Below are 12,398 nucleotides of genomic sequence, written 5' to 3'. Positions count from 1 at the left end.
TATTATACAAGATAGACAGGTAAAATGATGCTGGCACGGGAATTCCATGTAACCTGAAAAATTCTTTATGGGACTGGCGAAATACCGGCAAAAACGAACTTTTGAACAAACACCTGAACCAACCGGCGGAAAGGCTGCGGTTAAAGGATTACGTTTTGTGGTCCAGAAACATGCGGCCACGAGACTGCATTATGATTTCCGGCTGGAGATGGACGGCGTACTGAAAAGTTGGGCTGTTCCCAAGGGGCCCAGTCTCAATCCCGAGGATAAGCGGCTCGCCATGATGGTGGAGGACCACCCGTATGACTACCGCAACTTTGAAGGCATCATACCAAAGGGAAATTATGGGGCTGGTACGGTGATCGTTTGGGATGAGGGGTATTTTGAACCGCTAGAGCCCAGCGGAGATAAAAAAACAGATGAAAAAAAACTGCTGAAACAATTAAAATCAGGTTCCCTGAAAGTGAACCTTCACGGAAAAAAGCTGAACGGAGAGTTCGCCCTGGTTAAGTTGAAGAACGCTGAAGAAAATGCCTGGTTGCTGATCAAGCATCGCGACAGATATGCCAGTGAATCAGATATTACGGCAAAGGATAAATCAGTATTGAGCAGGAAGTCCATTGAACAAATGACGAAACGCCCGGAAAAGGTTTATGGAATAAAGGATGCTGCAGAAAAAAAAGGATCCTCAAACACAGCTAAGGCCAAAAAATCAACCGTGACAAAAAGTGGCTCTGCCAGGAAGCCATCGGATACGAAGCCTGTAAGTAAGAAATCAGCAGGAAGGGTGGTGGCAGCTGCAGCCGGAAATGCGGCTCCACGGAAATCCGCTGTAAAAAAGGCTGCTTCCAAAAGCTCCGGTAAAAAAAAAGTCCGGCCGGTAGCAGGCCCTGAATCAGCTTTTCCTTCACATCAGGTCAAGCCGATGCTGGCTACCCTGGTGGACAAACCCTTTGACGAACCTGGCTGGATCCACGAAATTAAATGGGACGGTTACCGGGCCATTGCATTTAGTCATCATGGCAAAGTTGATTTGCTGTCCCGGAACCAGAAGTCTTTTAATGAAAAATTTTATCCGGTGTATGAGGCGGTAAGGTTATGGGGTATCGATGGTGTTGTGGATGGAGAGATCTGTGTACTGAATAACAAAGGCATTGCGCATTTCGGCAGCCTGCAGAACTGGCGAAGTGAAGCCGACGGAGACCTTGTCTATTATGTTTTTGATCTGCTCTGGCTTGATGGTCACGATCTGAAAGCGTTACCCTTGACAGAACGACGACAGCTTTTACGCGAACGCATGCCGGGGAATAGTATTATAAGGTTTAGCGAATCATTCGATTCTCCGGCCTCAGAATTTCTGGAAGCAGCCGCCAAACTTGGTATGGAAGGCATTATGGCCAAGAAGGCGGACAGCCCATATGTACCCGGCGACAGGAGTGCCACCTGGCTGAAGATTAAAGCCAATCAGCGGCATGAAGTCGTCATCGGGGGGTATACCCTGAATGATGACAGCAACAAACCTTTCAGCTCCCTGTTGGTCGGCGTGTATGAAAAAAACGGCTTGCGGTATACCGGGAAGATTGGCACCGGATTCAATATAAAAATGCAAAAGGAAATGATGGCAGCATTCAGCAAGCGGATCCGGAAGACAAGCCCCTTCACTGAAGTTCCGGATGTCAACAAGCCTTCCCGGTTCCGGCCTGACCCGCCACATGCCACCGTCACCTGGCTGAAACCGGATCTTGTATGCGAAGTGAGTTATACTGAACTGACAAGTGATGGTGTTATGCGTCACCCCAGCTTTGAGGGCATGCGGGAGGATAAGCCTGCAGCTAATGTAAAAGCAGAGAATGCGGTGAGCAGCACCAAGGTACTGTCCCATAAAGAAAACCGGCAAACCAATAAGTTACTGAAACCGGTTACTGCGGGCGACAAAAAGACATTGCTGAATCCATCTGAAGAGACCCAGGTAAAAAAGATTGACGGTCATGAACTGACGTTTACCAATCTTAGCAAGATTTACTGGCCAGGCGAAAAGATTACCAAAAGAGATATGTTGAATTACTATTACCAGGTTGCACCTTTTATCCTACCATATATCATTAACCGGCCGCAATCCCTCAACCGTTTTCCCCACGGGATCAGGGGGAAAAGTTTTTATCAGAAAGATGTGACAGGAAAAGTGCCTCCCTGGATCAAACAGCATCCCTATACGACCAGTGAAGGTGAACAAAAAAATTTCCTTGTGCCGGATAAGGCAGCAGATCTCCTGTACATGGCTAACCTGGGTGCGATTGAAATGAACCCCTGGAACAGCACGGTTAAAAAACCCGATCATCCTGACTGGTGCATGATCGATCTGGATCCTGACAAAGGCAACAGTTTTGAACAGGTGATCGAAACAGCATTGGCCGTTAAAACTGTGCTGGATGAATTCAACGTCGACGGGTATCCAAAAACTTCCGGTTCGACCGGCATACATATTTACCTCCCTATGGGAGCGAAATACACTTATGATGAATGCCAGTTGTTCGGAAAGATCATCGCTACGCAGGTACATGGATTATTACCGGATATTACCAGCATTGAGCGGCTGACCCGCAACCGCAAAAAGAAAATTTATATCGACTATCTGCAGAACAGGCCTAAAGCCACGCTGGCTGCACCATATTCCCTGCGTCCCAAACCCGGCGCAACGGTGTCTATGCCGCTTCAATGGGAGGAAGTCAAAAAGGGATTGCAAATGAAGGATTTCAATATTCATAATGCCATGGATCGCATTAAATCTGCGGGAGACCTTTTCAAACCCGTGTTGGGAAAAGGGATCGATCTGAAGAAGCTGCTTGCCAAAATTACGAAGCAGGGTTAGGAAATCTACTGTACCATAAAAGCTGGCACGAAATTTTCAAAAAAGATCACGAACAACATAAATGTTATGAAAATCCGTAAAACAACCCTCGCAGCTGCCTTCGCCGCCACTATGTTTTTTGTCGCCTGTGATAAAGATGACAAGAAACCCACAACTGAACTCAGCGTGCATCTCACCGACAACCCCTATGACGCCACTGCAGTAGATGTTGATATCAGGGAGGTGAATGTTAAAGTAGATGGTAGTGACTGGATCAGCCTTCCCACCCATGTTGGTATCTACAATCTGCTTGACTACCAGAATGGCCTGGATACACTCGTGTGTAAGGGTTCCATCCCTGCCGGGCGGTTGCAGGAAGTTCGGTTTGTACTGGGCTCCGAAAACAGTATCACGATTGCCGACACCAAATATCCACTGACCATTCCCAGTGGCAGTGAGTCAGGTTTGAAGCTCAAAATTGACCGGGACCTGCGACCTGTATCCGATTCCATCGTGGTGGATTTTGACGCGGCTTTGTCGATCTTCCAGGAAGGCACCGGAGATTTTAAACTCAAGCCGGTAATCAAACTAAAATAATAAACTTGAAATAGCAGTTGTTCCGGGGTTATTTTGCAAAAGATAACCCCGGACTTATGTTTAGTCGGTTCCCGTTGCTTTCCTTTGTCCTGCTTTCCGGCACCAGCCTGAACGCTCAGGAAACCACAGACACTTCGGGGAACTGGACCTTTGGCGCGTCAGGGTATTACTACGTAGTGCCAGGAGAACAAAATACCCTCACGTTCATTACAACAGCTGACAGGGGACGATTTCATATGGAAGGCAGGTTCAACTACGAGGACAGAAATACGGCTTCCCTTTTCGGCGGATATACCCTGTCCTGGGGCAATAAGCTGCGCCTTGAGGCAACGCCCATGCTGGGCATTGCTTTCGGACAAACCAATGGCCTGGTACCTGCTATAGAATGGACCCTGAGCTGGCGAAAGCTTGAGTATTATGCCGAAACCGAAGCTGTACTCGATTTTACAGGCGAAGAAAATTGGTTCCTGTATACATGGGGCACACTTTCCATTCAGGCTTTCCGGAATTTTCAAACGGGCTTTGTGTACCAGCGCACCAGACTATACAACAGTGATTACTCCATCCAGAAAGGCTGTTATGCAGCATACAGCTTTAAGTCCCTTACGCCAGGACTTTATTATTTTAACCCCTTCACTGCCAGTGGTCTTCTGGTAGTCAGTCTCTCCGTAAATTTTTGATGCGATTCAAACCAGAAGCTTTTTCTGTTGTTAGGCCATTGTATGAAAGCCATCGGATTCTACCAGTCATTGCCCATTTCAGAACCGGATAGTTTTGTTGCTTTTGAAACACCGGTACCGGTTCCGGGGGATAGGGACCTGCTTGTACAGGTGCAGGCCATCAGTGTCAATCCCGTCGATTTTAAAGTGCGGCAGAACAGCGCCCGCGAAAACAGGCTGGAGCAACCGAAAATTATCGGTTGGGATGCGGCAGGAACAGTAGTCGCTACGGGAAGTAAGGTGACGCTTTTCAAACCGGGCGATCCTGTTTATTATGCGGGAGATATCACTCGTGCCGGAAGCAATGCAGAATTCCAGGTGGTGGATGAGCGGATCGTTGGTAAGAAACCTGCCCGGCTGAATTTTGCTGAAGCTGCCGCGCTACCCCTGACAGCGCTTACCGCATGGGAAATGCTTTTTGACAGGATGCTCATTGAAGCAGACCGTGACGAGGGCAAATCACTGCTGATCATTGGAGGTGCCGGCGGTGTGGGTTCCATTGCGATACAACTGGCCAGGCAAATCGCAGGATTGAAAGTGATTGCAACTGCTTCCAGGCCGGAAACGATCGAATGGTGCCGGCAAATGGGTGCCCACTATGTGATCAACCATAAAAACCTGCTGCCCGAAATAAAGGAAGCCGGATTTCCGGTGGTCGATTTTATTATTGACCTTGTTGATGCCAATGGTTACTGGGATACTATGGCGGAACTTATCCGCCCCCAGGGCAGGATTGCTTCGATAACCGGTTCTTCGGTTCCGGTTGCCCTGAATAAACTCAAAAACAAATCAGTTTCTTTTTCGTGGGAATTCATGTTTACCCGGAGTATGTTCCAAACTACTGATATGATCGGGCAATATGAGATCCTGAATATTATTTCAAGGATGATTGATGATGGACTGCTGAAGACCACGATACAGCGTGTCTATGAGGGACTATCAGCGGAAAACCTCAAAGCGGCGCATCAGTTGCTGGAAAGTGGAAAAGCAATCGGTAAGGTGGTGATTACGGTCTGACATAAAAAAACTCCACCCGTTGGTTGCCAACGGGTGGAGAACAGAAAATTCAAATACATCAGATATTGCGTTCCAGCAATTCATCAAGATTCTGGTGCGCGGCAGCAAAACCTTCTTTAAATCCCATTTCCACTGTTTTGTCCAATGCGGCAGCGGTTGGGAAGGTTAGTTCTGAGGTAACCCTGGTCCCATCCTTCGTTTTGGCAAAGGTGTTTTTCCAGTGCATCGTTGGCATGTTTTCAATCCTTTCACCCTTCTCATCACAGAATGCGTCATCTCCGCTGAATTCCTTCAAAGGTGTGATGCCGGTATAATCAGCCCGGCTATGTTGCTTTTCGCCTTTTGGTCCTTCCATATAATAGAACCATGTGCCGCCGTCTTTGAAGTCCATACTTTGGGTACGGGCCTTCCACGGATGTGGCGCCCACCACTGGTCCAACAATGATGCATCCGTCCACGCCTTCCATACGGCTTCCACAGGTGCGTCAAATTCGCGGATCACCTTCATCTTCTTGTTACTGGGGTCTTTCGTGTAGATCGTTTCTTTGTGCGCTATCATAACGAAACAATTGATGGTTACACAGGAATATTCCTGGTTTCATACCAGTCACAAGAACTGTTCCGTTAGTGCCGGATTGATGTGGAAATAATTTCCATCCGTTTCAAGTGTTAAAATTTCGGTACGTTGGCAAGTCAAATCCAAACCTGCTTCCGGTGCCAGGTTGGCTCTGTACCCAGATGTTACCACCCTGCGCTTCTATGAATTCTTTGGAAATAGCCAGTCCCAGTCCGGTTCCACCTGCTCTTGAACCGGGTACTTTGAAAAAACGATCAAAAATTTTCGACTGGTAAATCGGTTCAATCCCCGGACCAGCATCACTTACAGCGAATTGAATACGATCGCCGGACTGGCTGATGGAAACAGAAATGCCGGCGCCTTCAGGTGAATATTTGATGGCATTCGTCAGGAAATTATTGAGTACCCAAACGGTTTTATCAGCATCCGCATTGACTGCCTGCAAGCCATTGGCATAATCCCTTGTAATGGTTAAATTTTTTTCTTTTGCTGCTGCCTGCGCCAATCGGATGGCATTATCCATGATTGATTCCGGGGCTGCCGCAGAAATATCGAGTTGAATTTTGCCCGCTTCAACCTGTGCCATGTTGAGCAGCTCACTTAAGATTGAGAGCATTCGCAGATTGTCAGCTTTTAACTGTGCGATCAGGTCACGTTGTTCGCCAGATAGCAGACCTACCCGCTCATCTTCGAGTAGTTTCAACCCGAGATCTGAAGCGGCAAGCGGTGTTTTTAGCTCATGCGATATGGTAGCAATGAAATTCGTTTTCGCAACGTCAAGTTCCTTGAATGATGTGATGTTTTTCAGCACGATCACTTTGCTGCTGTAACCTTCCTGGTCAATTTGCATTTGTTCACGAATAAAATAATTTTCCCGGTTATCCACCACAACCTTAAACGGAAGGTTGCCCTGGTCTTCCAGTAAAAAACGGAAGAGGTCATTCCTGCTGCTGACTTCGGTAACAGGCATGCCGACAATATCTTTTGCCTGTAGTCCCAGCAACTGCAGCGCCTGGTCATTGGCAAAAAGGACGGTTCCTTTTTTGTCAATGCCAAAACTGGCATCTTTCAGGCTGTTGATCACTGCTTCAGCTCTTGTCTTTTCAAAGATGATCTTATTCAGGTTGCTGTTTTCAAAATATTCCAGCCGTTCAGCCATGGTATTGAAGGCATTCGCCATCCTGCCGAATTCATCCCTGCGGTTCAGTTCTATTCGATACTGGTAGTTTCGCTTGCTGATCTGATCAATACCTTCCGAGAATGCGTTGATCGGTTCAGTGAGGATAGCCGGGAAATTATAAGAGAAGCTTAGACCGACCAGGAATACTATCGCTGCAATAAATGAAATAAATGCCAGTGCCGTATCTGCGGTATCACGCGCTTTATTGTTTTTAGCCTCAATGGCCGACATGTTCAATCGGAGTACTTCCTGCAGGCCTCCCCGAATAGCTGATAGTGCGTTTTCGCGGGCACCTGCTTCATTTTCCGCCGGCTTTTTCCGCCATATTTCAAAATGACCGCGGATTATTTTGGTGGCCTCATTTTCCCCGGGTTCGGTAACGTTTGATTCCTGTAACCGCAACAAGCTGTCGATGGCCGACGGATTACCATCGTTGTCAAGCAACTGTTGTATGCTGTGACAATAGTCGAGTGATTCGTAATTGTTCTTCAGAATTCTGTCAGCATCCTGTTTCAGGCGAACCAGGTTATAGATCCCTACTCCGCAGGAAAGTAAAACGAGCACAAAGAGGAACAAAGTTCCCAGACGGATCTTGTTTTTTACGGTTGTTGCCATCATGATAAAATTACCAGATCAACATCATTTTTGGATAAGGTTTTCAGCAAATGATTGAACACATTTGTCTTCAGAATGATCTGCCACAGGTGAAAATGTGGTTTTCCGATGCAGACTGTTGTAATTCCTTTTTCTTCAATCAGGGCCATGATGGCTTCCGCCACATTCCGGCTTTGCCGCTGAACAATATCGCCTCCCAGTTCCGTTGCATTTTTGAAGTTATTGATCAGGTGTCGTTGTGCAGCAAGTGGGATCTTATCGGCTGCTTCTCTGGGCGTCTGAACGTATAAAACATACCATCGGCTGTTGTAATACGAGGCCATTCTTGCAGTTTTCCGGATGATGTGCTGTGCTGTTTCATGATTGGAAGAAATACAGGCAAGAAATCTTTCATGCCGCCACTGGCGGTTTCCGGCTGCCACTTCATAATCTACCTTCCTTTCCACCTGGCCTGCCACTTCTTTGAGTGCGAGCTCACGCAATTGAAGGATCTTCTCCGGCTGGAAGAAGTTGGTTAGGGCTTGTTGTACTTTTGCATGGTCATAAATTTTTCCTTCCTTTAACCTGGTGATGAGTTCCTGGGCTGTAAGGTCAATATTGACCACTTCATCTGCCAGCTGAAGCACTTTGTCCGGTACACGTTCTTTAACTTCAATGCCGGTAATGGCTTTCACATCGTCATTGATGCTTTCTATATGCTGAATATTGACTGCAGTGATTACATCAATGCCTGCTTCCAGGATGTCCAGCACATCCTGCCACCGCTTTTCGTTCCGGCTTCCGGGAATGTTGGAATGGGCCAATTCATCAACGACTACTACCTGCGGGTGTAGCAGGATTATCGCCTGCACATCCATTTCATCCAGTTCTTTTCCTTTATAGAATACTTTCCTTCGTGGAAGCAGTGGAAGACCTGGCACCAGCGCCTCAGTTTCCTGGCGCCGGTGCGTTTCTACATAACCTATTTTCAAATTGATACCATTTCGCAACAGCGTATGGGCCTCCTGCAACATGCGGTAAGTCTTGCCCACGCCGGCACTCATCCCGATATAGATCTTGAGCTTGCCTTTTTGCTCTTTTCGGCGATCCGGCCAATCAGTTGCTATGGTTTCCATGATCAGAATGAAATGGCAATGGATGCCGTGATGAATGAATCGTTATTGCTGGGACCGTCTTTTCCTGCAAAACTGTCGTCTTTGTTCCGGAGATTCCTGCCTTCCAAGCGAATCAGTGCATTTTGTACGGGACTGTAGTCAATATTCAGGGAGTAACCCGAGGTCTGAAAGCCATTCGGGGTTTCCGTACTGATGATTACCCCGTCCTTGTCGTTATAATATTCCGCCCTTGCCGCAACGGTCCATTTCTTGTTGACGGCAAAACGTACTATAACAACAGGGGAATACCATAAGTTTGTGCCGTCAGCGGATGGTGTCTTTTCTTCGGTACCGATATCGAAACCTGTTGTAAGGCCCCACTTTTCAGACAGCTGAAAAGTACCATAAACATTGTGAAACACCCGCAAGAGCCGGGCCGTATCCGGTTTATCCGTACCGAGAAATGTACTGTAGTTCAATAATACATTTCCCGATGGTTTGTACTGCAATTGCGTGCCCCAGCTCATCATGGAATTGCCGTCTACGCGGGTAATCCGCTGCCAGCCATTCAGTGCAAGAACACTCATGAGCCATTTACCATTGTCTGTCGAATAGGTCAGTTTGGCCCCAGCCTCGTAGTACGGTGAGTTTTCAGCAAGGATGCTCCTTGTCAGTGTCCAGCAGTCCTTGCTGATAGCGCTTTCGAAGCCGATATGTGAACCGAAGATGCCCGCATCCAGCCACAATTGTTTTCTGCCAAGCCGGACACCGGCATTGGCTTCGAAGATATTTTTCAACACACCGGTCTCAGCCGCGTAGTTGGCATTCATATAAGTGCCTGCCGCAAGCGCCAGGTTAGCCCTGATCCTTGCTGCCGAATAGGCGGCTTTCAGGTATCCGAGGTTGAGGTTGAATTCATTGTGCCGGCTATGACTGTAGAGGAAGGTGGCTTTGTTGTGATCTGCTGGTTCGTTAAAATCATAGGAGTAATAGGCTTCAGCGTATCCGCTGAACTGAAGTGTCGGGGCAGGTGCAGTGGATGCAGTAGTGTCCTGTGCCTGAACGGGACTTTTGCATAGCAATAATGACAAGAAGGCAAGAGAGCGCAGTTTGATTTTCTTTTTCATGGTGCACTTTATTTCAGATTGTCTAGCGCGATATTCAGGAGGAGTACGTTTACTGTAGTGGGACCAAAGCCCAGCATATGTTTTTCAGTATTTTCAGCAACAAGGGATTTTAATTTTTCTTCAGGAAGATGGCGGATGGCAGCAATTCTCTTAACCTGTACCAGGGCGGAAGCAGGACTTATATCCGGATCCAGACCACTGCCGCTGGCTGTTACCAGGTCTGCCGGGATATCGGCGTGCGATACGCCGGGGTTGTGCACGAGGAAAGTGTCTATCCGGTCCTTTACCTGTTGCAGGTAATCAGGGTTTGAGGCGCCTTTATTGCTGCCGCCGGATCCTCCTGCGTTATAACTGACAGCAGATGGGCGACCCTGAAAATATTTATCTTCGGAGAATTGTTGACCGATATTTTTATACCCAACTACTTTTCCATTCACTTTTACTGTTTCGCCATCTCCACCGCCGGGGGCTGCTTTTCCGATAGCTGCAATAAGCAGAGGGAAAAGCAAGCTGCACAGAATAAGCAGTGCGAGGGAAAGTTTGAATGATATACCAAGATACTTTTTCATAATTATTTGTTTTTCTGATTACACGAAAAGGCCAACCAGGAGGTCAATCAGCTTTATTCCGATGAAGGGTACTATAATGCCGCCAAGTCCATACACAAACAGGTTCCGGCGAAGCAGCGCAGACGCGCCAATCGGGCGATACTGCACTCCCTTCAAAGCGAGTGGTATCAGGATCGGTATGATGATCGCGTTGAAGATGATGGCAGACAGAATGGCCGACTCAGGACTCTTCAGGTGCATGATGTTAAGTGCCTGCAGGGCAGGTATGGAACTGATGAAGAGTGCAGGGACAATTGCGAAGTATTTCGCTACATCGTTGGCGATTGAGAAGGTGGTCAGCGTACCCCTGGTGATCAGCAGTTGTTTACCTATTTCCACCACTTCGATCAATTTGGTGGGATCATTATCCAGATCCACCATATTCCCGGCTTCTTTTGCAGCCTGGGTGCCGCTGTTCATGGCAACACCCACATCCGCCTGTGCCAGTGCCGGGGCGTCATTGGTACCGTCGCCCATCATGGCAACGAGCTTTCCATTCGCCTGTTCCTGGCGGATGTAATGCATCTTGTCTTCCGGTTTGGCTTCGGCAATAAAATCATCGACGCCGGATACATTGGCAATGTATTTTGCCGTGAGCGGGTTATCTCCGGTTACCATTACAGTCTTTACGCCCATTTTGCGCAATCGATGAAACCTTTCCTGGATGCCGGGTTTGACAATATCCTGCAACTCAATCACCCCTTTTACTTCATTGTTCAGCGAAACGACCAGCGGAGTACCCCCGTTGGCTGCAATCCGTTGTACCGTTTCAGCCGCCGGTTGCGGTACTGTGTTGCCACTGGCTTTTATCATGTTACTAATGGCATCGAAAGCACCCTTCCGGATATTGCTGCCGGATGGTGTGTCCACTCCGCTGCTGCGGGTTTCAGCAGTAAATGGTACAAACCTGGTTCCTTTTTCAGCGATGGCCTGGACTCCTTTTTGTTGCGCAAGCTCCACGATGGATTTGCCCTCCGGTGTATCATCCGACAAGGAACTCAACGCACTGAGTTCGATGAATTTGTTCTCAGGCATTCCGTTTACCGGGAAAAAGTTGGTGGCTTTTCTGTTTCCGATGGTGATGGTACCGGTTTTGTCCAGCAACAATACATCAACGTCACCAGCGGTTTCAACTGCTTTGCCACTTTTTGCAATTACATTGGCGCCGAGTGCCCGGTCCATTCCTGCAATACCGATGGCTGACAGTAATCCGCCAATAGTGGTGGGAATCAGGCAGACAAAGAGTGAAACGAATGCCGCGATGGTGATGGGTGTCTTTGCATAGTCGGCAAAGGGTTTAAGGGTTACGCAAACGATAACGAATATCAATGTAAAGGCTGCCAGGAGGATAGTCAGGGCAATTTCATTGGGCGTTTTTTGCCGTGATGCACCTTCAACCAGGGCAATCATTTTGTCAAGAAAAGTTTCACCGGGAGCTGTTGTTACTTTTACGACAATCCTATCGCTGAGTACTTTGGTACCACCGGTTACAGATGATTTGTCCCCACCCGATTCACGGATCACAGGAGCTGATTCGCCGGTAATGGCGGACTCATCAATTGTAGCAATACCGTCAATGATTTCTCCATCCATAGGAATCACGTCTCCCGCCTCGCATACAAACAGGTCGCCCAGTAGCAGTTGTGAAGACGAAACACGGTTAACCTTGCCGCCTGTTAGCTTTTTGGCCGGAGTCTCTTCCCGTGTTTTACGCAGACTTTCGGCCTGTGCCTTACCTCTTGCTTCGGCAAGGGCTTCCGCAAAATTGGCAAACAGCACGGTGATGAGCAGGATCGCGAATACCAGAGTATTGTACCAGACGCCACCCTGGCTCTTTTCACCTGTACTCATTTGATAGAGTACTACCGCCAGCATGATGGCAGTGGCAATTTCCACGGAGAACATAACCGGGTTCCGGAACATCTTAACGGGATGCAGCTTGATGAATGATTGCTGCAGGGCAGTGCGAACCAGCCGTGGTTCGAACAGGGGTATTTTTCTTTTTGAACTTGACAT

10 protein-coding genes are annotated in these 12,398 nt (G+C 47.9%); 4 read left to right on the top strand and 6 right to left on the bottom strand.

Annotation, left to right across the window (positions count from 1 at the left end):
- The first annotated feature begins 67 nt into the window (after positions 1 to 67).
- The 4 genes from ligD to FPE01S_RS00160 all read left to right on the top strand — a co-directional run bounded on the left by ligD (position 68) and on the right by FPE01S_RS00160 (position 5,181).
- A complete protein-coding gene (gene ligD, locus FPE01S_RS00175) occupies positions 68 to 2,869 on the top strand; it encodes a DNA ligase D (RefSeq protein ID WP_046366961.1) in 2,802 nt (933 codons plus the stop codon).
- 66 nt (positions 2,870 to 2,935) lie between these two features.
- Positions 2,936 to 3,445: a DUF4382 domain-containing protein gene (locus tag FPE01S_RS00170; protein WP_052955396.1), complete on the top strand. Its 510-nt coding sequence runs from the start codon at positions 2,936 to 2,938 to the stop codon at positions 3,443 to 3,445.
- 56 nt (positions 3,446 to 3,501) lie between these two features.
- Complete coding sequence (locus FPE01S_RS00165) at positions 3,502 to 4,125, top strand: hypothetical protein (RefSeq protein WP_046366960.1); 624 nt, start codon at positions 3,502 to 3,504, stop codon at positions 4,123 to 4,125.
- Between the two features lie 42 nt (positions 4,126 to 4,167).
- The gene (locus tag FPE01S_RS00160; RefSeq protein ID WP_046366959.1) at positions 4,168 to 5,181 is read left to right on the top strand and encodes a zinc-binding alcohol dehydrogenase family protein; all 1,014 of its coding nucleotides are present in this window, start codon (positions 4,168 to 4,170) and stop codon (positions 5,179 to 5,181) included.
- 58 nt (positions 5,182 to 5,239) lie between these two features.
- Here the strand turns inward: FPE01S_RS00160 and FPE01S_RS00155 are convergent, their stop codons facing one another.
- The 6 genes from FPE01S_RS00155 to kdpB form a co-directional block, all read right to left on the bottom strand.
- Complete coding sequence (locus FPE01S_RS00155) at positions 5,240 to 5,740, bottom strand: SRPBCC family protein (protein ID WP_046366958.1); 501 nt, start codon at positions 5,738 to 5,740, stop codon at positions 5,240 to 5,242.
- A 103-nt stretch (positions 5,741 to 5,843) separates the two neighbouring features.
- Positions 5,844 to 7,553, bottom strand: a complete 1,710-nt coding sequence (locus FPE01S_RS00150) for a sensor histidine kinase (RefSeq protein WP_046366957.1) — start codon at positions 7,551 to 7,553, stop codon at positions 5,844 to 5,846.
- The gene (locus FPE01S_RS00145; RefSeq protein ID WP_046366956.1) at positions 7,553 to 8,668 is read right to left on the bottom strand and encodes a histidine kinase; all 1,116 of its coding nucleotides are present in this window, start codon (positions 8,666 to 8,668) and stop codon (positions 7,553 to 7,555) included. Before FPE01S_RS00145 ends, FPE01S_RS00150 begins: the two co-directional genes overlap by 1 nt.
- A gap of 2 nt (positions 8,669 to 8,670) precedes the next feature.
- On the bottom strand, positions 8,671 to 9,774 hold the full coding sequence (locus FPE01S_RS00140) for a porin (protein WP_046366955.1): 1,104 nt from the start codon (positions 9,772 to 9,774) through the stop codon (positions 8,671 to 8,673).
- A gap of 8 nt (positions 9,775 to 9,782) precedes the next feature.
- Positions 9,783 to 10,343, bottom strand: coding sequence for a potassium-transporting ATPase subunit KdpC (gene kdpC, locus FPE01S_RS00135; protein WP_046366954.1), 561 nt, complete (start codon positions 10,341 to 10,343; stop codon positions 9,783 to 9,785).
- 18 nt (positions 10,344 to 10,361) lie between these two features.
- Entirely contained in the window at positions 10,362 to 12,398 is a 2,037-nt protein-coding gene (kdpB, locus tag FPE01S_RS00130) for a potassium-transporting ATPase subunit KdpB (RefSeq protein ID WP_046366953.1), read from the bottom strand.

The organism is Flavihumibacter petaseus NBRC 106054, assembly GCF_000974785.1.
GTDB lineage: Bacteria > Bacteroidota > Bacteroidia > Chitinophagales > Chitinophagaceae > Flavihumibacter > Flavihumibacter petaseus.
This window is presented reverse-complemented; position numbering and strand designations above follow the sequence as displayed.